General features: G+C 47.9%; 21 protein-coding genes. 4 read left to right on the forward strand and 17 right to left on the reverse strand.

Annotation, left to right across the window (positions count from 1 at the left end; translation table 11 throughout):
- Positions 1-96: 96 nt before the first annotated feature.
- From PHG53_02640 to PHG53_02715, 16 genes are all read right to left on the reverse strand, one after another.
- Positions 97-1,221, reverse strand: coding sequence for a protein arginine kinase (locus PHG53_02640; protein ID MDD5380524.1), 1,125 nt, complete (start codon positions 1,219-1,221; stop codon positions 97-99).
- 40 nt (positions 1,222-1,261) lie between these two features.
- Positions 1,262-1,756 (reverse strand): UvrB/UvrC motif-containing protein, encoded by a 495-nt coding sequence (locus PHG53_02645; GenBank protein ID MDD5380525.1) that lies wholly within the window; start codon positions 1,754-1,756, stop codon positions 1,262-1,264.
- A gap of 139 nt (positions 1,757-1,895) precedes the next feature.
- The gene (locus PHG53_02650) at positions 1,896-2,261 is read right to left on the reverse strand and encodes a 6-carboxytetrahydropterin synthase (protein ID MDD5380526.1); all 366 of its coding nucleotides are present in this window, start codon (positions 2,259-2,261) and stop codon (positions 1,896-1,898) included.
- 2 nt (positions 2,262-2,263) lie between these two features.
- Entirely contained in the window at positions 2,264-2,752 is a 489-nt protein-coding gene (gene coaD / locus PHG53_02655) for a pantetheine-phosphate adenylyltransferase (GenBank protein MDD5380527.1), read from the reverse strand.
- A gap of 138 nt (positions 2,753-2,890) precedes the next feature.
- A complete protein-coding gene (locus PHG53_02660) occupies positions 2,891-4,516 on the reverse strand; it encodes an ATP-binding protein (protein MDD5380528.1) in 1,626 nt (541 codons plus the stop codon).
- A gap of 66 nt (positions 4,517-4,582) precedes the next feature.
- Positions 4,583-6,403 carry an aspartate--tRNA ligase gene (gene aspS, locus PHG53_02665; protein ID MDD5380529.1) on the reverse strand — a complete coding sequence of 607 codons (1,821 nt, stop codon included), beginning with the start codon at positions 6,401-6,403 and terminating at the stop codon, positions 4,583-4,585.
- Positions 6,404-7,174: 771 nt separating this feature from the next.
- On the reverse strand, positions 7,175-8,665 hold the full coding sequence (locus PHG53_02670; protein MDD5380530.1) for a hypothetical protein: 1,491 nt from the start codon (positions 8,663-8,665) through the stop codon (positions 7,175-7,177).
- Positions 8,666-8,950: 285 nt separating this feature from the next.
- Positions 8,951-9,388, reverse strand: a complete 438-nt coding sequence (locus PHG53_02675; protein MDD5380531.1) for a hypothetical protein — start codon at positions 9,386-9,388, stop codon at positions 8,951-8,953.
- A 13-nt stretch (positions 9,389-9,401) separates the two neighbouring features.
- A complete protein-coding gene (locus PHG53_02680; protein MDD5380532.1) occupies positions 9,402-10,019 on the reverse strand; it encodes a ParB/RepB/Spo0J family partition protein in 618 nt (205 codons plus the stop codon).
- Entirely contained in the window at positions 10,016-10,897 is an 882-nt protein-coding gene (locus tag PHG53_02685) for a hypothetical protein (protein MDD5380533.1), read from the reverse strand. Before PHG53_02685 ends, PHG53_02680 begins: the two co-directional genes overlap by 4 nt.
- The gene (locus PHG53_02690) at positions 10,876-11,466 is read right to left on the reverse strand and encodes a DUF488 domain-containing protein (GenBank protein ID MDD5380534.1); all 591 of its coding nucleotides are present in this window, start codon (positions 11,464-11,466) and stop codon (positions 10,876-10,878) included. The genes PHG53_02685 and PHG53_02690 overlap by 22 nt, the downstream gene beginning before the upstream one ends.
- 40 nt (positions 11,467-11,506) lie before the next feature.
- Complete coding sequence (locus PHG53_02695) at positions 11,507-12,142, reverse strand: ATP-binding cassette domain-containing protein (protein MDD5380535.1); 636 nt, start codon at positions 12,140-12,142, stop codon at positions 11,507-11,509.
- Positions 12,143-12,467: 325 nt separating this feature from the next.
- Positions 12,468-13,298, reverse strand: a complete 831-nt coding sequence (locus PHG53_02700; GenBank protein MDD5380536.1) for an ImmA/IrrE family metallo-endopeptidase — start codon at positions 13,296-13,298, stop codon at positions 12,468-12,470.
- Positions 13,295-13,873, reverse strand: a complete 579-nt coding sequence (locus tag PHG53_02705) for a type II toxin-antitoxin system MqsA family antitoxin (GenBank protein ID MDD5380537.1) — start codon at positions 13,871-13,873, stop codon at positions 13,295-13,297. Before PHG53_02705 ends, PHG53_02700 begins: the two co-directional genes overlap by 4 nt.
- A 13-nt stretch (positions 13,874-13,886) precedes the next feature.
- Complete coding sequence (locus PHG53_02710) at positions 13,887-14,222, reverse strand: hypothetical protein (GenBank protein MDD5380538.1); 336 nt, start codon at positions 14,220-14,222, stop codon at positions 13,887-13,889.
- 240 nt (positions 14,223-14,462) lie between these two features.
- A complete protein-coding gene (locus PHG53_02715) occupies positions 14,463-14,903 on the reverse strand; it encodes a hypothetical protein (GenBank protein ID MDD5380539.1) in 441 nt (146 codons plus the stop codon).
- A gap of 380 nt (positions 14,904-15,283) precedes the next feature.
- On the opposite strand from PHG53_02715, the gene PHG53_02720 reads away from it, so the two are divergent.
- From PHG53_02720 to PHG53_02735, 4 genes are all read left to right on the forward strand, one after another.
- Positions 15,284-17,635, forward strand: coding sequence for a PAS domain S-box protein (locus PHG53_02720; protein MDD5380540.1), 2,352 nt, complete (start codon positions 15,284-15,286; stop codon positions 17,633-17,635).
- A 33-nt stretch (positions 17,636-17,668) separates the two neighbouring features.
- A complete protein-coding gene (locus PHG53_02725) occupies positions 17,669-18,265 on the forward strand; it encodes a response regulator (protein ID MDD5380541.1) in 597 nt (198 codons plus the stop codon).
- A 427-nt stretch (positions 18,266-18,692) separates the two neighbouring features.
- Positions 18,693-19,643, forward strand: coding sequence for a ribokinase (locus PHG53_02730; GenBank protein MDD5380542.1), 951 nt, complete (start codon positions 18,693-18,695; stop codon positions 19,641-19,643).
- A gap of 247 nt (positions 19,644-19,890) precedes the next feature.
- Positions 19,891-21,276 carry an AAA family ATPase gene (locus tag PHG53_02735; GenBank protein MDD5380543.1) on the forward strand — a complete coding sequence of 462 codons (1,386 nt, stop codon included), beginning with the start codon at positions 19,891-19,893 and terminating at the stop codon, positions 21,274-21,276.
- 135 nt (positions 21,277-21,411) lie between these two features.
- Here the strand turns inward: PHG53_02735 and PHG53_02740 are convergent, their stop codons facing one another.
- A complete protein-coding gene (locus PHG53_02740; GenBank protein MDD5380544.1) occupies positions 21,412-22,371 on the reverse strand; it encodes a restriction endonuclease subunit S in 960 nt (319 codons plus the stop codon).
- Positions 22,372-22,373 lie beyond the last annotated feature (2 nt).

Raw genomic sequence — 22,373 nt, forward strand, 5'->3', positions numbered from 1 at the left:
TAACTCCTGTCTATTTAAGTGGTTGCAGTTTTGGGGTTTATGCGACTATGCTCTTTTTATGCCATTTTGGCAGACGATAAGGTCTTGTGTCTGATGCTAACCGTTCAGTGCAGAACGGATTATTTTAGCTCTTAGAATGTCCCTGTGAGCGGCATCGAGCGTTTTCCCGCAGTTTAATTGCAGATGTGCCGGCTGAGTGAGCATAAATAGCCGGTTTATGGTTGTAATGGATAAGCTGCCTGGTTTATCAACCTTGCCGCCGGCGGCGCTAATATCGCAAAGTTTCTTTATCGCAGGGGTTGAAACACCCATACGCTCGTGCATATTGATGCCCATCCGCAGATGGCTCAGCAAAAATAACGCCTCCTGAGAGCTTATCAACTGTGCGTTTCGCAGCAGCGCCATTGCACGGGATATTTTGTCGTCGAGGATGTCGGGCTCCTTCGAGAGCAGCTGTTTTCTCGCAGCATTTTCGTATCCGACAATTTCGGGGATGATAACGTTTTCAAATTGTGCAACGACCTCCGCCTCTGAGACGCCAAGCGATACCTGATTTGAAAGCTGATAAAAATCACCTGCCGCCTCGGTGCCTTCGCCGAACAGGCCTCGCACGGCCAGTCCCATATCTTTTGAGGCGTTCAGGAATTTCTCTATTTGGCCGGTCATCTTCAGCGCAGGCAGATGCAGCATCACCGAGACCCTTATACCCGTGCCAAGATTGGTCGGACAGGCCGTCAGATACCCATAGCGCGGACTGAAGGCGTAATCTATCCTCTGCTCTATCATATCGTCGATGCGGTTTATCCGCTCGGCGCACTGTGCCAACTGCAGCCCGCCTTTCAGCGTCTGAATTCGCAGATGGTCCTCTTCGTTAATCATAGCGGTGAAAGATTCTCGCTGGGCGATAACTGCTCCGCGAGGTCCTTTGCCGAAGGCGTGGTGCCGGCTGATTAGATGCCTTTCCACCAGCAGGTGTCTGTCCAGGACAGGGGTCTTGTCCACAGCCAGGTAGAAGATTTCATCGCCGAGCTCCAGTGACACCAGAATATCTCTCAGCTTCTTGAGTATCTCGGATTTTTCTGCGACGGTGCATCGGCTCAGGAATTTATACCCTGCTATGTTCCTGGCTAAACGAATCCGGGAGGATATGACTATCTCGGACAGCGGACCCGACCCGTTAAACCATTCGTTTATGTCCCCACTTATATCCGTCAGTTTCATTTCTGTCTGATTAAACGGCAAATTAACAATTAACTAATTTCTATCCCTTCTGGCTTATTTCGTCCCGCAATTTGGCGGCCAGCTCATAATCCTCGCTTTGCACCGCTGCTTCTAACTGCTGGCGAAGCGCAGCAAGCTTCATTTGCTTTTTCGTATCCTTCGGCGTTTTCGAGGGGACCTTGCCGCGGTGGACCGTTTTGCCGTCGTGGGCCTTTTCGATAAGAGGCAGCAGCGATTTCTCGAAAACTTCGTAGTCGTTCGGGCAGCCAAGGACAGCCTCTTTGGTGAATTGTGCCAGCGTAAAGCCGCAGTTCGGGCACGCCTTCTCCTGCTCGGCGCCGCCTAACATCTCGTCATCGGAAGGCTGGGTCGCAAGCAGGCCGCTGAGCAGTTCGTTTATAGAAAGCTGGCTCTTGACGGCTATGCCCTCTTCCTGCGCACAATGCTCGCAAAGATGCATCTCGCTGCGCACTCCGTCAGTTATCTCGGTTAAATGAATGGTTGCTTCTTTTTTTTGACAAACCTGGCACTGCATAGCAATAAACCCTTTTCAGATATTATACCAGAATTACACCTCGATAACCATTAAATTCATAAGCCCCTCCTTGGATCAATTCGCGTAAACTGTTGAATATATATCGGCAAATCCAGAAAACCGCTGTAGGTGCAATTGTCTATTTGCTGAATTTCGCAGAACAGCCCGGCTCCTCGGCAACCCTGACACTTCGCAATTTCACCCCGTTCGGCAGTTTCGGTTCGAGTTTATCGAATATATATTTCGCCACGTTCTCCGCTGATGGATTGTTTCGCTGGAAATAATCAATCCTGTCAAGCTGAACATTATCGAACCCTGACGTTATTTCATCAACCTTCGCTTTGAGCTGCCCGAAATCCATAACCAGTCCCATACCATCAAGATTGTCGCCGCTGACCTTGGCGACAACCGCCCAGTTATGGTGGTGCAGCGGCTCTTTTGAACCGTCAGGCAGTGCCAACTGGTGCGATGCCCAAAAGCATGTTTCAAGTTTGATTGTGAACATCTTTACTTGCTAAGCCGCTTTTTTATTCGCCTATGAACATTTTCCGGGATGAGGTTTGACAAGTCTCCGCCTAATGAAGCTATCTGGCGGATTAATGTCGAGCTTGTGAAGCCGTACTGCTCACTGGTCAGAATAAATATGGTTTCGATGCCCGTCACGGCACGGTTGGTCATTGCAAGCTCGAACTCATACTGAACATCGGTAAGACTTCGCAAGCCGCGAAGGATAACGTCGGCCTTCTTTTGGGCGGCATACTCGACCGTCAGGCCATCGAAGCCTTCTACCGACACCCCGGCCATATCGGATACCAGCTCTGCTATCATTGCAACCCGTTCTTCGGGGGTAAACAGCGGATTTTTTATTGGGCTTCGGCCGACCGCTACGATAAGCTCGTCAAAAAGCTTCATGCCGCGGCGGATAACGTCTAAATGCCCGTTTGTAATCGGGTCGAACGAACCCGGGAAAATCGCCCTTACAAATTTTTTAGCCATTAGTGCACCTTTTCTTTCAGGCAGCTATTATACCTTAATCGCCCGGCCGGTCAATTAGTTCGTGTCCTGCGGTTAAACCAGGCTGCGAGGAGGAAACCCGCGGTGAGTCTTTTAGAATAAAAAAACAATATGCGGCTTCTATACGGCTTGTCCCTTCTCTTCGGCGAGCGTAACGGGGATATCGAGCCAGAACGTCGAGCCTTTGCCCGCTTCGCTTTCCACCCCGATAGCACCTGCGAGCATAGCAGCCAATTCCTTGCTGATGGCAAGGCCAAGCCCGCTGCCGGCCGACTGACGGGTTATGGAGCCGTCGGCCTGGCTGAACTTCTTGAATAGCTTTTCTTTGTCCAACTCGGCGATGCCGCAGCCGGTGTCGCTAACCGCAATACGCACCATTTGTTCGCCCTGCATATTGACGCGAATCTCAATCCTGCCCTTCTCAGGCGTAAACTTTACGGAGTTGCTTAGGAAGTTGTATAGTATCTGCTGGACCTTGCCGGCGTCTGTCGAAAGGACCGGTATGTTATCATCGACCGTTAATTTGACTTTGATTTTTTTCTTCTTCGTAAGCGCCGAGAATGAGCCCACCACCGCCCTGCATAGCTGCGGTATCGATGTTTTTTCTATGTGCATCTCCATTTTGCCCGCTTCGGCTTTTGCCAGGTTCAGCAGGTCGTTAATCATATTCAGAAGACTTTTTCCGCCGGTGATAATATTCTCCGCGTATCTTTGCCCTTTGTCTTTTCTCAGCAATTCCGGCTTTTCCCGCAGTATCTCTGCAAAGCCCAGTATTGCGTTCAGCGGCGTTCTGAACTCGTGAGAAATATTGGCAAGAAATTCGCCTTTTATTTTGTTGGCCTTGAACAGCTCAATGTTCCGCTCGGAAAGCTCTGCGATTTTTGCGTCGAGCTGCTTATTTGCCTGGCGAAGTTTTTCCTGAGCAGCCTGCAGCCCGTCCAGCATGTGATTAAATGCCTCGGCAAGTCTCTCGTATTCGTCGCCTGTTTGTATCGCGCTTCTGATATCGAGATTGCCCTCGGCGACGTTGTTCGCAATTGCCCGAAGCTGCCGGATTGGCCGAAGGATTACCCGTTGAGATATCACATAAAAAGCGACTATTGCTCCCGTGCCGGCAATCAGCCCCGCGATGATTATCCAGACCCTGTTCAGCAGCACCGTTCTGTTGATTTCATCGGCCGGTCTTTGGATTACTACCGCGCCTATCAGCTCGTTTTGGCTGAACGGCTTTGCCGGGCCTTGCGGATTGTGGCAGTTTATACAGCTCTCGGTCGCCCGGAAAATCTTTATATAATTGCTGTGAAGCACGCCATTATCTTTAGTCAGCAGAATATTGTCGCTTCTTCCAGCATCGGCTTTCAAAGATTTGATCATCTCTTTCTGCTCGTCGGTCAACGTTGCCAACTGGCTTTCCCCTTCTTTTGCGAACTGAATCCACTGCATATCAGGATTGTTCGCATCCATCACGGTCCCTCTGCCGTCTAATGCCGGCAGCGCCGTCTCGCCGCCGGCCTGTTTTCTCTGGAAGTGCCGGGACAGCAGCATCTCGGTTTTTGCCCGTCCGACATCGAGTGCGGCATTTTTTGTCAACTGCCCCATCCAGATATATGGCAAAAGAAGTGCCAGTATAAGCACCAGCACAACTGCCGCTCCGAACGCGACTCTGCACTTTTCCGCCAGCGAAAACGGTGACAAATGCAAAATCTTTAAAATCTTATGATAAATCTTATGTATATATTCCCACATAAACTCAAAACCTACCGCTGGCTATCCTGCTCTTTCTGCTGTTTATCGCCCTAACTTTGAACACAGCTATTGCTTTTGCTCTTCGGTTTTCTGCTCAGGTTTGTGCGAGTGTTTTTGTGTCCGCAGGTTCAGCTCGTCTAATTGTTTCTGGTCGACCTCGCTCGGCGCATCGGTCATCAGGCACTGTCCCCGCTGGGTCTTCGGAAATGCAATGACGTCTCTTATATTGTCCGTCCCCGTCAGCAGCATAATCATCCTGTCCAGACCGAACGCTATTCCTCCGTGCGGCGGAGCGCCGTATTCTAACGCCCGCAGGAAAAATCCGAACCGCTGCTCCGCCTGTTCTTTCGAGATTTTCAGCAGGCCGAATGCTTTCTGCTGGACTTTCGGGTCGTGGATACGAATACTGCCGCCGCCGATTTCATAGCCGTTGACGACGATGTCGTAGGCCTGCGAGCGGATATTGGCAGGGTCGCTGTCAAGCTTGTGCAGTTCCTCCGGCACAGGCGCCGTGAACGGATGATGCAGCGAATCGTATCGTTTCTCGTCCTCGTTCCATTCGAACAGCGGAAAATCCACTATCCAGACAAACTCGAACGCTTTTTCGTCGTAGATTTTCAGCTCTCTCGCTATTTTGCACCGCAGCGGCGCCAGCGCCTTATTAGCGTTCTTCTCTGCATCGGCTATAAGCAGGACCAGATCCCCGTCCTTGGCGCCGAAACGTTCGGCTACCTGCTGGAGCTGTTCGGCGCTGAAAAACTTCGCGATACTGCTGGTCAGCGTCATTTGGCCGTTTTCTTTTTTTGCCTTCAGCCACGCCAGACCTTTTGCTCCGTAGTCCGCTGCAAATTCCGTCAGCGTTTTTTCAATGTCGCTTCTCGAATATTTTTCACCGCCGCCCGGAACGCAAAGCCCTTTTACAATCCCGCCTTTTTCAACCGTTGAGGTAAATACCTTGAAAGTGCTCGTCTTTACGATATCAGTAATATCGCATAACTTCATATCAAAGCGCAAATCCGGCCTGTCGGTGCCGTAGTTGTCCATCGCTTCTTTGTAAGACATCCGCCGCATCGGCGCCTTAACATCGGTGCCAAGAATCTGCTTCCATATCTTCGCCACCAGATTTTCATGGACGCCGATGATGTCGTTGCTGTCGACAAAGCTCATCTCGACGTCAATTTGCGTAAATTCCGCCTGCCGGTCGGCCCGCGGGTCCTCGTCGCGGAAACATCTAGCTATCTGGAAGTATTTATCGACGCCGCCAACCATTAGAATCTGCTTAAATAATTGCGGCGACTGAGGCAGCGCATAAAAACAGTTCGGCATCAGTCTGCTGGGCACAAGAAAATCTCTCGCCCCCTCAGGCGTGCTCTTGGCCAGCATCGGTGTCTCAATCTCCAGAAAACCCAGCTGGTCGAAATAGTCGCGGGCAATCTTGGTTACACGATGGCGGACGCGAAGCTTCTCATGCATCTCAGGCCGGCGAAGATCAATATACCGGCTGGTCAGACGAACCTCTTCGCTGGTCTTTATCCCGTCTTCGATTTCAAAAGGAGGAGTCTTCGAGGCGTTGAGGATTTCTATTTCCTGCACAGCCACCTCGATTTGCCCGGTGGGCAGCTTCGGATTTTCCAGCCCATCACCTCTCGGCCGGACCGTGCCTTTGGCCGCTATTACCCATTCGCACCGGATTGCCCTCGCAACCTTGTGGATGTTCTGTTGAGTTTCAGGATTAAAAACCAGTTGCGTCAGCCCCTGCTTGTCGCGAAGGTCGATGAATACCAGTCCGCCGTGGTCGCGATAGGAGTGCACCCAGCCGGCTAAAGTCACTTTTTTGCCGGCGTCCTCGGACCGAAGCTGTCCGCAATTATGTGTTCTCTTGAGCATCTTGATATCTCTCTAAAAAAACGCTAAACGCTGGCAATAGTCTATCCCTGTAAGATAGGTTAGTCAACACTTGTCCGCCTTCAGCGGAACGCCTCTTTAAGATTCGGCCTCCGCCGGAAATTTAAACAAAATCCGGAGAAATTACGGATACTGGGAAGATTCTAATAATTTTTTTCCGAAACTGAACTTTTCACTTGCTCAAAACGTATTGTTTTTAGTATAAGTGCTATACTACGGGCTGGGGTTTTAACTCCTCTTTTCCTCCCTCCGACCTCAGCCCAATTTTTTTTATCCAATACGCCCTCCTGAAGAACGCTCATCAACAAATTCGAAAATTTTATCGACAAATAACTCCGGAGGTTATTTTCTGTGTTTTTCATCAAACCGTAAGTGCTTTTGTATAAACATGTTAGCGGAATGTGGATTGAACGTATGTAAAAAAAATTTAATATAGGCAAAATTTCACTTTACATTTAAAGGTAGAATAGATAAAATGCACTTAGTTGTAGTAGCTTCTTTAAGCGGATATTATTTTTGCAGGACACAAACATCGTTTAGCAGCAATGATATCGTTTCAAGGAAGTTTTTGGTGTAGAATTTTAATATAGCATTTAACAGGGCTGAGAAATATATCGCTTTTTCCTCTCCCTCCGCATCTCAGCCCTGTTTTTATGCGCTAAAATTGCTGTCTTCGCTACAGACCCACCTGATGACAAAAAAGACCTGCTCTTAAGTAGGTTTTGCAAGCATTTACCGCCTTTATGCCCTTTTTTAATACCGCCTGCTCGCGGTTTTGCCGGTACGCCTGTAATTGACGAAGAAATACCGCAGTGCGTCTATCGGGTGGTCGTATAGGCCGTCCTTGAGCGGAAGCTCGCCCGCCCTGCCGCCCTCAGGGTAGCGATAACACTCCATCGCCTCTATCAGCCGTTGGCACCTCGGCGAGATTAACAGCCTCTTTTTGCCGTCACCGGCCTTCAGGCTGCGGCGGATAAGCTCTATCCCCTCGAGGATTCCGCTTCGCCGAAATCGCGTAATTACCCCCAGCATCCGCAGCTCCCGAACTATACTTGTTCCCGTAACATCGTTTCTGTTCCCGCCCGAAGGGTCGCAGAACGTCGCCGCTACGCTTCTTTCCCCGGCTGGCGTTCGTCTTTTTATTTCCTCGGCGTGAACGTCTATTGTCGCCCTGCTGCGAACGTACTCGTCTATCACACGCACAACGCCGTCCGTATCGACCTGGACCCACAGGCACACGAATGGATTCACAAACCCGAAATCAAGAGCCCTGTACAATGGCAGATTAGGGTCGTAATCGACTCCCCGGATATGCTCGGCCGGCTCGAACTCGTCGAAGACCACATTCTCCCTGCTTGGTCTCTTGCAGAGCATTTCCGCCTCCCACCCCGCCCTGCTCGCTCGCCGCATCGCGGTTATACAATCGTCAACCTTCAGATAACCTTCGCTCTCCCTGGCCTTGCCCTCGCAGTCAACCCATAGCGGGCACTGCGAGCAGTTCCTCTCGGTGCATCTTTCTATCACCTCCCACAAGCACCATTTAAAAACCGGCGTAGCAAGCTGCCCCGCCGTGGAAACTATTTTCTGCATCAGCCCGTAAGGCCGGTGCATCGTGCTTATCATCTCCATCGCCGCCAGCAGCCCTGCTGTGCTTTGAGTGGTAAGCTTCGCCGCCGCGAAGACCTCCTCGTCGAAAAGCTCCACCTCATCACAGCGAAGTTTCTGAATATGCTGCCCGCGGACACTTCTTTGCGATTGAGTAAGTACCTCGACTGCCGAGCCGTTGATAAACCTGCATTTGCTCTTTCTGATAGGCCCTGCTAAAAATTCCTCGTAACCTCTCCGCAGAAAACCGGTCAAATATTCGTACATCCTCCCCGCCTGCTCGCCCGACCCGCTCAGAATCCGCACCTGGCACCCCGGCTTAAAAACGCAGTCCAGCAAAGTGGCAATCGCCGCCAATTCCGTTTTCCCGCCCCCGCGGTTCGCCCATACTATCGCGTCCCCGTTCGTGGGTCTTTCCGTCGCAAAATCGTAAAAATAGCTGTGCCATAGATACTCCATTGGGCTATTATGTCCCTTGCAGACTCTTTTATCGGGGATATCAACGCCTAAATAGACCTTAATGTAGTTTTTGATGTCCCTTCGTGTCACCGGCGCTGCCCGCCGCAAACTCGAATAGACCTCTGCTGCCTTCTCTATTACCTGAAAATTCGTTGAATTGACTAACGTCGGTTCTGCCATTACTATTACTCCTTAAAGGACTTATGATAGCGATGATGGGTGCGAAAAAAATATCAACTTTATTTGCATATTTTTTTGCCTCTCTCGATAAATGGAGTATATTCTAAATAGAGAGCTTTCAAAAATGAATCTGGCTTCGAGAGGTTGGTGTAGATGTTAAATATAAAATTTAGTTATCGTATAAGGGAGACAGACCAGACAAAATATAAATAAAAAAATCGGCCTGTGTCTCCCTTTTTGCGCAGATTTTTTATAAACCAACTTTCGCCTGTCACTTCAAACATTTTATAGGCCTCCTGCAGATTTCCCTTCCGCCAATACCGCCAAAATTCTGCTGGCTGTCTCCAGGGATAAGACCGTATTCGGCTGCTGCTTCTCGACGCTGCATTCTCGTCCATCTTCCATCTTCTTTCGTCCGTCGTTTTCCTGACTGATAATATCCAAACACGCCTTCCGCGCCGTCTCCGCCTTCTCAGATGCGGTCAGCTCCACCAATTTCGCCGCCGCAAGACAGCGGTACTTGGCCATTAAAAGCTCGCTTCGCCGTCTCATGTTATCTGCATACCGGCCGAACCGTTCCGCAAAAACCTCGTTTGCCAGCCACCTTTCATATACCTCCCGGCCGACCCCGTGCTTCTCCAGAACCCTCTGCTCATCAAGGTCGCTGTTAAACAAATCGTCTAATACCGCTAACTGCTTCCGCCTCAACTGCCCTTTTGCCATAACCCCTCCTGATTTATCTGCCCGCGATGGAAAGAAACTCCCCCGCTATTTGCGCCAGTGCCGCCGACCTCTTTGCTGCCCTTGTTTTTTCATTCTCTGTTCTTTCAGCTAACGATAGCGCACTCTCTATCGTCCTCTGCTGTGCGTCATTTACAAAAAATATCATCGGATTCGAAAAGCCCTTGGCCTCCGCCGGCCTGCTCGGCATCTTCAAATCTGTAAGCCGCTCAATCTGCTTCGCCGTTTGCGGCACCAGTCTTGCAAGCTCCCTCGACTCCATCCTTTTATTCAGCCGCTTCAGCAGTTCCAGCTTCCTGCCCAGCTCGTCCGTCCCGCATAGACGGTTGAGAGTGGCAAGCAGTATGTCCGCCTGCTCGTCGTCGATGTCCCACACTACGCAGTCTGCCGTTTTATACCCAAGCTTCGTTAACGCCTGGCAGCGGTGATGACCGTTGATTATCTGGAAATGCTTTCCCCTCAGCGGGTGCGGCCTCACCACTATCGGCTCATATCTGCCCGTCTTCTCTATATTGCGCACCAATTTCCGAAATGTCGCCTCGCTCATCTTGTTCGGATTATCCGGATGCGCAACAAGTTTATCTATCGCTATCGACTGAACTGAATTTGTCATACCTTAAATCCTGCCTTCTCATTAAACCAAATATAATACACCGGCCGTACCGTCAGCTTGCTCAGCACAAACCTCATTCGCTCCAGACCGGCCCCTTCGTATCGCCTTTCGCCGTAGCTTTGCAGAAAACGCCTGATCTCAAACTCGATAAATTCACCCTCCAGTTGCCCTAATTGCCCGATCCTCCCCTGCACCATTTCTGCATCGACAAGTTCCTCGCCTTCAACCCCGACCGCACCGAGCGCCTCGATAAGCCGAACGCATCGCACCGGCATATTCGCCGTATAAGAGTTCATCCCCGCCTTCTCGAAAAAGGGATTCACCGTCCCCATAACCGCCATCGCCTCGATTACCGGCACACCCATCTCCGGCATAGTCTCACGCACCAGTCGGCTCGCCAGTCCCAGCCCCCTAAACCTCGGCTCGATTATCACCCTGCTTATACAGCGTATGTTCTTATTGATAAGCGCCATCCGTGTCCGGCTGTCGAACCCGGCAAACAAATCTCCCGTCGCGACATTCCGCAGCTCCGCCCCCATACTCGGCATCGTATAAACTATTACCCCAACAGGCTCCTTGCTCATACCTCCGTCCCGCTTAATAACAAATATCGCCGTATACGCCCCCGGCCGGCTATCTCTGTAATGAAACCTCGCCAGCTTCTTATAATCCTCGAAACCCCCGCGAACTATCCGAAGGTTTTTAGTTACGCTGCATCCCCGCATCTTTACCCTTCCATTGTCATTCCGCACTTGATGCGGAATCCATTTCCTGTCATTGCGAGCCCCCTTAAAGGCGTGGCAATCTACCCTCAAATCGCAAATGGAAACACCGCCCACATTATGCTGCTCGAATATTATTTCTTCGCTCGACGGCACATTTTCTCAGCCTGCTGGTCGTATGCTTTCTCAACTGTTTCCGTGGATTCGAAAAGAGCTGGTTCTATTTTGAGCATCCCGACTAATCTGCGTTCAGCCTCGCTATGTTCCTCGATGCTGCCGTCGGCAAGAATGTGCTTTATTTGAACGTTGTGCTTTTTCAGGTTCCTCGATACGAGAATGCTCCTGTGGCATTGTAACGGGTCTTTCTCTGCACACATAAGCGCAATGCGATGCTTTGGAATATCCGCAAGCAAATGTTCAATCCCTCGTTTGAATTCCTCTCTTTCGGCTACGCGCCTGAAATCAACACAGCTATATTCATAACAGGCGGGGTCGTCTGGCCGGCCGCCTAATTCCTTGCCCATAAACATATACGTAATGCCCGCTGCCGCAAGTGCCGCCGCGAGAGTGTCTTTATTAAACTGCGGACAATACCTGCTGTAAGGCGCCGAGCGAACGTCCGCGATACAGGTAACTCCATGCCGCTTTAATAGACTTATGAAATCTTCTATCTCGTGGTTTGAATGTCCTATCGTATACAAAATGCTATCTTTTGACTCAACCATACTGTTTACAATAACTAAAACTCGTTAAATAAGAAATACGCTACTTATAAACAACTCGCGTCGCCCCCGACAATTCCTTGACCACTAATACATCAGGTGCCAAATCCAGCAGTATATCATCATGGCTCGATGCTAATATAAACGTTACCCCCTTCTGTTTTGCGTATTTGCGGATATTGTATGAAATCACCGCTGCGGTAATCCTGTCCAGCTCATTGCAGAATTCGTCCGCGAAAATATATTTCGCCCCCGATGATAGCGCAACTGCCAGCCGAAACCGGTACTTCTGCCCGTCGCTCAAATTCACCGGCCGATTCAAAACGCAGAACGCGTCGCCCAATCCCGCAACACTCAGTGTTTTCAGCCCCGTTACAAAATCACCATCTATGCAGTCTATCACCGACTTGTCCTCGGCGAGTTCTATTCTATTAAGGTTCACCCTCTCCGAATCCGGAATCGCTTTCTCTATTTCCCTTAGCAGCACGCTTTTCCCCGCCCCCGATGGCCCTGTAATATATACGATGTCCCCATCATTGATTTCCAGTTGGCAGCTAACGGCAAAGCTTTCCTGTGCGAGCCTGTCCGCCGTCAGCCCGAACATCCTCATCACCGATGCGTCCCTTTCGCTTATTTGCCCCGCCCGTCCGAAACTCTTTGAAATGTCATACCTCGCCATAATTTCCTTTAATTCAAAATACCCCCCCCATATATTGCCCGAATCTGCGCAGTTGATGCGAACTATGTTCACCTTTTCTAAGGTCTTTTCCCCCTAAGTGCTTATGTGGAAATGAATAAAAAATTTGTTAAATTTTTATATTTTTACCGTCCAGTACCTGCGCATTTGATTGAAATCCCTCTATGTTTTACTTTTAATCCACTATCCCTACTTAATAGCCGTACCTAAGCTATCTTTAAGATTGGCCTCAAGGGCATGCAAAATTTCCCTAAGTGAGCGGATGATAAATAAGCTACAAATCAGGAACATTTCAATGAACAATAAACTAAATCTGTACAGGAACAAAAAAACCAAAAATGTTGTATTTGTTAGTAAAAAACTCGGCATCAAACTTATATGGTTTTATTGAGATTTCTTTGTGTATACTATCTGTGATACCGATATTCGATGTCGACAGTTGAGCGACAACATCGGGAGGAGCCTTCCCTCGTACTTGTGTAAAATATTGGGTCTTAAAAGGCGGTGATGCAATACAGTAACGAACTTGCCAATTTTGTTCAATGTCAGGATCAATGCGACTTCTACCGGCTTCTTTTTCGAACACAACTAACATGCAATGTTTAAAGTTCTTTTCTACCAAACGACGAGCTATTGCTTCAAATGATACTTTATATTTTTCGCCTAATTGCTTTACCGTTTCGGCAGAAATTTTCTGGCTGTTTGATTCAAGGGTAAAGTTGTTTCCCATAAGCAACAAATCAATGGCAAATTCGTTTGCTTCTTTTTCTAATATGAGCTGAGTTGAAAAACTAAGCCCTTTATTGTCGCACAAATATAGTGAATGTTGATGGTTGGGAAGCACATAATGTGCAATTTCATGACACACACTAAATCGCATTCGCTTTTCGCTAAGCTCGTTGTCACTAGCAATCAGCCTGTCATGAAATGATAGCATTGCCCGCGGTTTTTCTCCTGTAAGAGTTAGTTGTGAAGAGAATATACTGTTAAAATCTAAAACCATAAGATTTAGTTTCAATAAATCTATAATTTTAGCAGGATTGAGGGCTTCGCGGCTTTCTTGGCCGCTCTCTATCAGTAGATACCGAACCAATTCACGTGGTTCAATTTCCAAATAGTTTGCCTTGAAATTGTTCATTTGTGTTTCTTATGTTGCAAGCTGGTGATTTTCTTTAAACACCTACTTAAGGCATCACAGAGGGAGGGGTCTAATTCGCTGCCGTGCCAAGCAAAGGCAACGCGGTTTCCAGCCTTGAAAGTCTCAAGACATTTAAAGTATTTTGATATTTCTTCCATTCGGTTTGGTTTACGTTGTGCCTCAAATTGATTTAAAAGCTCGGCTCTTTGTTCAAATAACCGAATAAGATTATCACTCGATTTGCTCTGTATCGATTTACCGGATTCCCATCTTGTATACGTCTTGTCACCTACTCCCAATTGCTGTGCCATTGCAACTTGGGACAAACCGGCAGCCTTCCGTATTTCTTGAATTCTTTTAGAAGTTAGCAAGCCTAAACGATGATAGCGTTCTTGTTCGAGCGCATGTTCAAGTGCGACAGGAATAATCCTTTCCCCACAAGTAGAACATTCTTCCCACTTACTATTGGGGATAATAATTACTCCGCCTTGTATATTGGGTGGCGGTTCAAACCTAAACTTACCACTGCACGTCTTAAGAGATAAATTCCCGCAGATAGGACATTTTTTAGCCATATATCAGTCCCTTTTAATGATGCTTATGTGCAGAAATAATCAGCAAATTTTCGTTACCTGCGTTACTTTTTTGAATTGCAACTTTTATATAAAACCCTACTCCCAGTAAGTCCGGCTTCACAACATAAGCAGGCTCGCCAATATGGCCGTCGGCGTATTTTGTGACAATTACCTGCACTCGTTTGGCCTCATCAATCCAATCGCAGATTGCGTCACAAATGTCAGACTTAGTTAACCCTGAACCCATTAAGTCGTAAAGCGATGATTGGGTAGTTTTAACCTTTTCAGGGTTACTTGCAAGCTGGTGAATAATTCTTATAACATCCAGGCTTGCTTCATTTTCTTTCATCCATACATTTTATATTATCGTCTAAAAAAGTCAATGTCAAGAGTTTTTTGTATTATTTAATACAAAAATGAGGCTATTTACTTGTGTTTTGGTATCAAATGACCTATAAACCTCTAAAAATGGGCTAAAATCCCCAATATCAGCCTTAAATCGGGTTATCCATAGCACAAAATGAATAACATGGAGAATCGCCCTGATTAATAATATACACCATCATAGGAGCAACTGTTCTCTGCTCGTTTACCGTGCGCTGATCGCCGTCTTTGCCTTTGGAAAGGCGATAACCGTCTGTATTTTCTTCAGAGTCTTGCGGACGCCGTAGTATGTCCAGTTGCGCTTTGCCGCAATCTTTTTTATCGATAGCCCTGTCAGAAAATAATCTTTCGCGATATCCATTTCGCCCTGGTTGAATTTGTCCCTGCTCCGCAGGCACATTATATATTCGCCGTTTATAAGCCGTTTTGTAACCCTGTGTATTCTTCTCGCGATGCTCGCCTCGCTGACGCCGACCAGCCTCGCCATCTGCCGAAAGCTGTTGCCGTTCTCCATATACATTGTCATCAGCACCTTGTCCTTGCCCTTAAGCAGGCCCACCCTGCTCCGAAGCAAATCTATCCTGTCGCGACGCTCCATCCTGACCTCAGAGTTGCTCTCGGAAACATTTTCGTGGACTTTTTTCATAATGAACCCTTCCCTGGCCAATCACCCCACACCTCGGGTTGACTTTGGGCTAATTTCCACCTCGGCTAAACCTCTCCGTCTTTTTGTCCTTAAAGATGCACATATTTTAACTATTTACTTAACAATAAGGGTATTTTAACATAATATACAACAAAAATCAAGCGTTTTGTAACATTTTTTGTAAATTTTATGTAAAGTTCACCATTTATCAAACATCCGCATTATAACCCCCTCTCGGGCCAAAATACCACCAGAATCATATTGATTTAGGCAGGCTAATAAGCCATAATTAATCGTCTATAGCGAAAAATATTAATTGTGGAGCAAATCTTCAGGAAAGCGTTAACCCGTTGAGGGCAACAGGTTTAAGGGAATAAACAATGCCGGCTAAAAGGAAAAAGTCCGCCGACCTGCAAAAGAAAATCAAATCTCTGCGCCTGCGTATAGCCAAGCTCAAGAGCAAGAAGCCCCGGCAGAAACAGACAGATGAAAATGCCCTTCTCTACCAGACATTGATGAAAAACATCAACCTCGGAATAACCCTCATAGATACCGAATACAGGGTAATTACGACAAATGCCGGGCAGGGCAAAATTTTAAAGAAGCCCCGTGGCAAGTTTGTCGGCAAGTATTGTTTCAAAGAGTTTGAAAAACGCAGCAAAGTTTGCTCACACTGCCCCGGCACGCGGGCTATGGCTACGAGACGTCCCGCGGAGGTCGAAACCACAGGCGTACGGGATGATGGCAGCCATGTGCTAGTTCGCATTCAGGCTTTCCCGATTTTTGAGAACGATGGCACTATAAAGGGTTTCCTTGAGGTTGTAGAGGATATTACAAAGCACAAACAGGCAGAGAAAGCACTCCGAGACAGTGAAGAACTCTACCGCACGCTTGTGGAAAATATCGGCCTTGGGATTAACCTGATAGATGCCAAATACAGAATAATTATGACGAATATCGCCCATGCTCATTTTATGAAGAAGGCTCGCGGTAAATTTTTGGGCAACTATTGCTTCAGAGAGTTTGCGAAGCGCAACACTGTTTGTCCGAATTGTCCCGGGAAAAAAGCCATGGCTACGAGGCGCCCTGCAGATGTTGAAACCGAGGGAATAGGAGATGACGGCAGCCGTATGCCGGTTCACATTCAGGCCTTTCCGGTTTTCGATGCCGATGGCACCGTAAAAGGATTCACTGAGGTCGTAGAAGACCTCACTGAACGCAGGCGGACAGAGGAAAATTTAAGAGAGTCCGAACAAAGATTTAAAGCTATTGTCGACAATGCCCCAGATGGGATACTTCTGGTAAATGTGGAAAGTAAAAAATTCTACCTCGGCAATAAAGCAATGTGTCGTACGCTGGGCTACGAACCGGAAGAAATCAAAAAGCTGGCAGTTCCAAATATCCACCCGAAGGAACACCTGTCTTATGTGATAGAACAATTTGAGAAACAAGCCAGAAAAGAAATTACGGTGGCCGAAGATATCCCTGTCAAGAAAAGGGATGGCAGTATTTTTTATGCTGATATTAGCTCATTTCCAATAACGTTTGGAGGAAAAACCTATCTCGCGGGCATTTTCAGGGATATCACTGAGAGCAAAAAAGCCAGAGAAGAACTCCAGCAGGCCGAGGCGAAATACAGAACCCTTGTAGAGCAAATTCCCGCAGTTACTTACACCACCGCCCTGGATAAGTCCTCGACAACTGCTTATATCAGCCCTCAAATACTCCAGCTCGCCGGTTTTTCTCCTGAGGAATGCGGTGCCGACCCCGACCTTTGGCGAAAGCAGCTCCACCCCGAGGACCGCCAGCGAGTTCTCAAGAAACTAAAACAATCTCAAAAAGGCAAACAGCCCTTCAATTGCGAGTATCGTTTGTTCAGCAAGGACGGCAGAATCGTTTGGTGCCGGGATGAAGCTGTCGTAGTGCGCGACAACTCTGGCAGGTCTTTGATGCTGCAGGGCGTTATGTTCGATATTACGGCTCAGAAACAGGCGGAGGAGGAGCTTAATGTATATCGCGAGAAAATGGCCCGGGCAGAACGGCTCGCTTCGCTGGGAACTTTGAGCGCAACAGTAGCCCACGAACTGACCCAACCGCTAACGGTTATTCGCCTCTCGATAGAAAACTCGTTAGAAGACCTCAAAGCACAATCTTGCCCGAAGGATGTTTTGGATATACTCAAGGACGGCCTTAATGAGGTTTCAAATGCCACTTCAACGATCGACAGGTTTCGCAATTATGCGAGGCAGTCTTCAGGAAAAACTTTCTGCAAAACAAACCTCAGTGCAATCGCCGGCAGGATTGTCTATCTGTTAGGCAAAACTGCCCAGAGCGCAAAGATGACCCTGCACCTCAAAGGCGTGGACAAGCTGCCGCCCGTATACTCGAACGAGAAAGACCTTAATCAGTTATTCTTCGCTCTGACCGAGAATGCAATACAGGCCGCTGACGGCAAAAAAACCCGCCGGCTTATTATCGCAGGCGACGTGAAAGGCGAGAATATCGAACTGCAGTTCTCGGATAACTGCCGCGGTATAGCCCCGGAAAATCTCGGCAGGATTTTTGAGCCGTTTTTCACCACCGGCAATGGTGATGAAAGAACAGGCCTGGGGCTTCCCATTGTTAAGCGAATCGTGTCTGAAAACGGAGGCAAAATCGACGTCAAGAGCCGGCCTGGAAAAGGCACAACTTTTTATGTTACCTTGCCGATTCATCCCGGGATGGCTAAGTAAGAAATTTTGATATTATGGTAAATTTGTCGAACTATGACTGCCAGTAACCAACATATCTTTTTCGTCGATGACGAGCCTGCTATATGCAGGTCTGTATCTCAGACCCTCACCCGCTCAGGATACACGGTTAGCTGTTTTACAGACGCCGACCTCTGCCTCCAGCAGCTACGATCGCAAAGTTGTGATTTGCTCATTACCGACGTGAGAATGCCCAAGATGGACGGCATAGAACTGGTTCGCAGGGCCAAACGCATTGTCCCGTGGCTGTCCGTCCTGGTGATAACGGGTTTCGGAGATATCCCAATGGCCGTCAAGGCTGTAAAGGCAGGGGCCGTTAATTTCATTGAAAAACCCCTGCAAAAACAAAGTTTCTTAGAAGCTATTCAAGCGGCAATAGCGCAACAGTACTCGGGCAATCTTCTTAAGGGCAAGCCGCTGACAGACAAAGAAGAGGCTGTTTTGCGCCTAATCTTACAGGGCCACAGCAATAAAGAAATGGCCCAGATATTGCACCGTTCTATCAGGACAATTGAAGACCATCGCCGGCATATTATGAGTAAGCTCAATGTGGACAGCGTAGTTGACCTTGTTAAAAGGGCTGCTGTTATGGGCCTGACCGGAACTCAATAAAACCATTGATGCCCCAAAGCCCTTCAATTCCCCGCCTGCCGGCGGATATCGTAACCCTCCTATTTCCAGCCTCCAAACCTATAAAAATCGAAAAATCCCGTAGTTCCCACGATTGACCAGATAGGCCGCAAAGGGTTATATTATTTTATATCCGCCTTAACTGAGGCAGGTTAATACTTGGAGAAAATTACGGTATTTCTTCCTTATTGGTTGGGTTTGACAGGTGGTTGGTCATCAATCGCATGTCAGACCCATTTTTTTAAACTATTGCTTTTGCAAGGCGTTTTGCATAAAAAGCGGGGCTAATACGATTTAGGGGTGGTCTCCATATTCAGCAAAAATCTGCTTCGATATTACTGCGAAAAAAATTTGCATTTAACTCTCGGCCGGCTATACTAAATCACCAAAAGAATCTACAGGGATAAAAATGCCAGGAAGGATTCCTAAGGTAGTTGTGGTAGGCGGCACCCACGTGGATATGGTGATAAGGTGCGACCAGGCCCCTTCTCCGGGGCAGTCTGTTGCCGGGGCTATGTTATCATATACCGCCACAGGCCCGGGGCCGAATCAGGCAGCCGAAGCTGCTCTGTGCGGCTGCCAGGTACATCTTATAAGCAAGGTTGGTGGTGACCCATTCGCTCAGATGGTCAAGGCAAGTCTCGCCGAGTTCGATATTAATACAGACTTCATTCGCACCATCGAAGCTAAGAATACAGGTGTCGTTGTAACCTTAGTTGACGCCAAAGGCGAAAATGCCAGCCTTACATACGCCGGCGCCAACACAGCCCTGCAGCCGCAGGACATCAACGAAGCCGAGCAGGTCATCTCCAAGGCTGATGTCTGTTTGATTCACGGTCAACTGCCGCACGATGCTGTCGCGGCGGCCATTCGATGCGCCAAGGTGCACGGCGTCAAGGTCATTCTCAATCCTGCAAGACCGATGGAGCATCTCGGCCGGGAGAACAATGCTCTGCCTGCCGATTATTTTTCAGCCGATATTCTGATACCAAATCTTTACGAAGCCGCCGACATCACCGACCAGTCCGACGCCAACATCCACGCCGCCAAACTCATCGGCTCTGATTTGGTCGCCCGCGGCGCCGATTCCGTAGTCATAACAATGGGCAGGCGCGGCTGTATGGTTGTTGACAGAAATGGCGCCGACCACATCCAGGCTTTCGAAGTCGAGCTTGTTGACCAGACCGGCAGAGGTGACGCCTTTGCGGGAGCACTAGCCGCCTCCTGCGCCGTGGGGGACGATTTAAGAAAAGCGGTTAAATTCGCCTCGGCGGCGGGAGCACTGACCTGCACGAAATTCGGCTCGCTTGAGGCATTGCCCTCAAAGGCCGAAATTATAGAGCTCCTGCAAAAAGAATAGGCTTAGAAGCCCTCGCCTCATTTTAAGGCAAGCACTAAGGCGAACCAGGATAACCATCCCTCATTTACAGTACTATTTTGGCACTTTTATCGGCAAGTCCAATAAAAAGGTAAAGTTTTCTGCTTTTCTTTGCCGAATAAAACAGTGGGCGTTCAGCCGCTTTTCAGTGCTGAAACCGCAGGTTTCGGACTGTATCTGTGATAAGTCCTTCTCTGAAGGGAATGGATTCTATGCAGGGAGATAATCTATGAGGACCATAGCAGTTGTTAATCAAAAAGGCGGATGCGGCAAAACAACTGTCTCGATAAACCTCGCAAGCGCCCTTGCTGAGCTTGGCCATAAAACATTACTGGTCGATATGGACCCGCAGTCGCATTGCGCCGTCGGCCTTGCCGTGCCGGAAGACCAGATTGAGCAAAGTATCTACGACGTCCTGATAAGCACAAGCAGAAACGAACCCATAAGGCTGGCGGAGATACTCTGGCAGATTAGCGATAAGCTCGAGCTGGCGCCTGCCAGTATAGACCTGTCGGCCTTTGAGCAGCAAATGGCCGGCATCGCCGAGCGCGAATCCTGCCTGAAAAGCGTCCTCGAAGGAATAAAGAACGAATACGAATACGCAATAATCGATTGTCCGCCGGCCGTGGGCCTGTTGACCCTCAATGCGCTAAGGGCGGCCACCGACGCCATTGTCCCCGTCGAAACAGGATATTTCGCACTGCACGGCCTCAGTAAGCAGCTTGAGACCCTTAGCATCCTCTGTAAACGATGCAGCCAGCAAATAGATGTCAAGGTCTTGGCCAGTATGTATGACTTAAGAACAAAGATGGCCAGAGAAATTCTGGCTGAATTGCGTTCCCACTTCGCCGACAAGATGTTCAAAACGATCGTTAACTTCAACACCAAAATCAAGGAGGCCTCCAGTTTCGGCCAGCCCATTTGCGAATATGACCCAGCCAGCAAGGGCCAAAGGGATTTTCGCGCACTGGCTGAGGAGCTTATTAATCCGGCCAGCGTCGAGACTGCCGGCCCCGAGCTTGCCGAAAAAGCTGCGGCCGCGGCATGGGCAATGCCAGGTCTTCGCGAGCAGGCAAAGCCGCCGATGCCCGTCATCCCAAGCGAAGGAGCGCAGCAGCCTGTGGTGAGTTCGCCTGCTCCGAGCGCGGTCGAGCGAGTCGAAGGGTCAATTCCTCGCACCGAAATTGTGAAATCATTATCCGGCCGGCTCGAAACAATCAGTGCAACCGCCGATGAATTGATGCAGTCTGTAACGCCTGCCGTAAAAGCCCCGCCGAAAGCTCCGCGGGTCGAAAAGCCGCAGCCGACAGAAACCGACATTAAGCTCTCTGAATATTATGGTGTCAGCCAGATAAATGATGCGATTGTTTTTGTAACGCTTTATCCTCGCGCCAACAACGTGCAGATTGCCGGCGATTTTAATAACTGGCAGCCGGCTAAGACCCCGCTGAAAAAAGTCGGCAGCTCCGGCGTATGGCAGACAATGATAAAACTGCCCGCCGGAAAATATCGCTACCGCCTCGTCGTCGATGGCCAGTGGCAGCAGGACCCCTACAACGAAACCAACGAATTGAATCCCTTCGGCGGATTCAACTCCGTCGTCGAAGTAAAATAAAACCGGAAAACAAACCGCTTTTTGTCTCATGTCATTCCCGCGAAAGCGGGAATCCAGCTTCTATATTCTTTGGTACAATAAATGGGGTAAGGAAGAGTAGCTTATTTTTTTAGAAAATATAACTAAATAAACAAGTTACAAATTTGAACTATATGGTAATGATTTTATATAATCTTCCATAAATTGCCAATCCGGATTTCCTTTTTCGTCAACTGGAAGTTTTACTTTTAGTTTTCTCATTCTTTCTTGACACGATTTTCTGCCGTAATTATATCTATATTGTTCCAAATTCAATATGGTAGTAAAAAACATTGCTATATATTTATTCAGTTCAAATTTTGGAATTAATTTTTCTACATGGTCACTGGCGGAAAAAGCCTGCGGCTGATAACTGCAATATCCTACAACTGCTGAATCAACAGTTAATACATTTCCTTCTTCTGTTTTAAAATTATAAAATCCCGAAACACCATTATTTGTGGCTTGTGTTGTTACATAAGGATATTCACCTACACCATATTCTTCTAATTTCTTTAGTGGTGTCGTTTTACTTCCTGTAATTTCAAACAAATCAGACAACTTGAAATGTTGCCATTTAGAAACGTCTAATTTTATCTTGGTTTCTTTAACAGGAGCACTCGAATCCTTTACAATATTATTTAAAGAAACTTTTTCAAGTTCTTTTGGCATTGCGATGGGAACCAATAAGTTATCTAATGAAACATTTGCTTCTCTGCCATGCGAACTATACTTAAATCTATTTTGCTGAATACATAAGCAATAAAAAAGCTTTTCGTTGAATGTTAAAGAATGTATTGGTTTTAAAACTTTAATATTTTGTGCAGTATAAAATTTATCTGGCTGAATAAACGAAGCTAATAAATAAGAACCCCCCAACGTGACAGTAATTAAACCAGCTTCATAGGGTTCATGCAAAGCATCTTCTTTGACTTTCCCTGTAATGCCAAAATTCTTGCTTGCTCTTGATATAAAGTTGATGCCGTCTTTTTCATCATCAGCTTTAACCATTTTATTAAAGTCCAGCTTATTTCCGTATTCAATATTAAATATACTATTTAGCGGAACTAATTTCATTC

This window comes from Phycisphaerae bacterium (assembly GCA_028714855.1).
In the GTDB taxonomy this organism is placed as follows: domain Bacteria; phylum Planctomycetota; class Phycisphaerae; order Sedimentisphaerales; family Anaerobacaceae; genus CAIYOL01.

Excerpts from the sequence above, each read along its gene's own strand:
- PHG53_02670 (MDD5380530.1), bottom strand. The coding sequence starts at position 8,665 with ATGGCAGAACCGACGTTAGTCAATTCAACGAATTTTCAGGTAATAGAG.
- PHG53_02735 (MDD5380543.1), top strand. The coding sequence starts at position 19,891 with ATGAGGACCATAGCAGTTGTTAATCAAAAAGGCGGATGCGGCAAAACA.
- PHG53_02720 (MDD5380540.1), top strand. The coding sequence starts at position 15,284 with ATGCCGGCTAAAAGGAAAAAGTCCGCCGACCTGCAAAAGAAAATCAAA.
- PHG53_02645 (MDD5380525.1), bottom strand. The coding sequence starts at position 1,756 with ATGCAGTGCCAGGTTTGTCAAAAAAAAGAAGCAACCATTCATTTAACC.
- PHG53_02675 (MDD5380531.1), bottom strand. The coding sequence starts at position 9,388 with ATGGCAAAAGGGCAGTTGAGGCGGAAGCAGTTAGCGGTATTAGACGAT.
- PHG53_02640 (MDD5380524.1), bottom strand. The coding sequence starts at position 1,221 with ATGAAACTGACGGATATAAGTGGGGACATAAACGAATGGTTTAACGGG.
- PHG53_02725 (MDD5380541.1), top strand. The coding sequence starts at position 17,669 with ATGACTGCCAGTAACCAACATATCTTTTTCGTCGATGACGAGCCTGCT.
- PHG53_02710 (MDD5380538.1), bottom strand. The coding sequence starts at position 14,222 with ATGAAAGAAAATGAAGCAAGCCTGGATGTTATAAGAATTATTCACCAG.
- PHG53_02705 (MDD5380537.1), bottom strand. The coding sequence starts at position 13,873 with ATGGCTAAAAAATGTCCTATCTGCGGGAATTTATCTCTTAAGACGTGC.
- PHG53_02650 (MDD5380526.1), bottom strand. The coding sequence starts at position 2,261 with ATGTTCACAATCAAACTTGAAACATGCTTTTGGGCATCGCACCAGTTG.
- PHG53_02690 (MDD5380534.1), bottom strand. The coding sequence starts at position 11,466 with ATGGTTGAGTCAAAAGATAGCATTTTGTATACGATAGGACATTCAAAC.
- PHG53_02730 (MDD5380542.1), top strand. The coding sequence starts at position 18,693 with ATGCCAGGAAGGATTCCTAAGGTAGTTGTGGTAGGCGGCACCCACGTG.
- PHG53_02700 (MDD5380536.1), bottom strand. The coding sequence starts at position 13,298 with ATGAACAATTTCAAGGCAAACTATTTGGAAATTGAACCACGTGAATTG.
- PHG53_02660 (MDD5380528.1), bottom strand. The coding sequence starts at position 4,516 with ATGTGGGAATATATACATAAGATTTATCATAAGATTTTAAAGATTTTG.
- aspS (MDD5380529.1), bottom strand. The coding sequence starts at position 6,403 with ATGCTCAAGAGAACACATAATTGCGGACAGCTTCGGTCCGAGGACGCC.
- PHG53_02715 (MDD5380539.1), bottom strand. The coding sequence starts at position 14,903 with ATGAAAAAAGTCCACGAAAATGTTTCCGAGAGCAACTCTGAGGTCAGG.
- PHG53_02695 (MDD5380535.1), bottom strand. The coding sequence starts at position 12,142 with ATGGCGAGGTATGACATTTCAAAGAGTTTCGGACGGGCGGGGCAAATA.
- PHG53_02680 (MDD5380532.1), bottom strand. The coding sequence starts at position 10,019 with ATGACAAATTCAGTTCAGTCGATAGCGATAGATAAACTTGTTGCGCAT.
- coaD (MDD5380527.1), bottom strand. The coding sequence starts at position 2,752 with ATGGCTAAAAAATTTGTAAGGGCGATTTTCCCGGGTTCGTTCGACCCG.
- PHG53_02740 (MDD5380544.1), bottom strand. The coding sequence starts at position 22,371 with ATGAAATTAGTTCCGCTAAATAGTATATTTAATATTGAATACGGAAAT.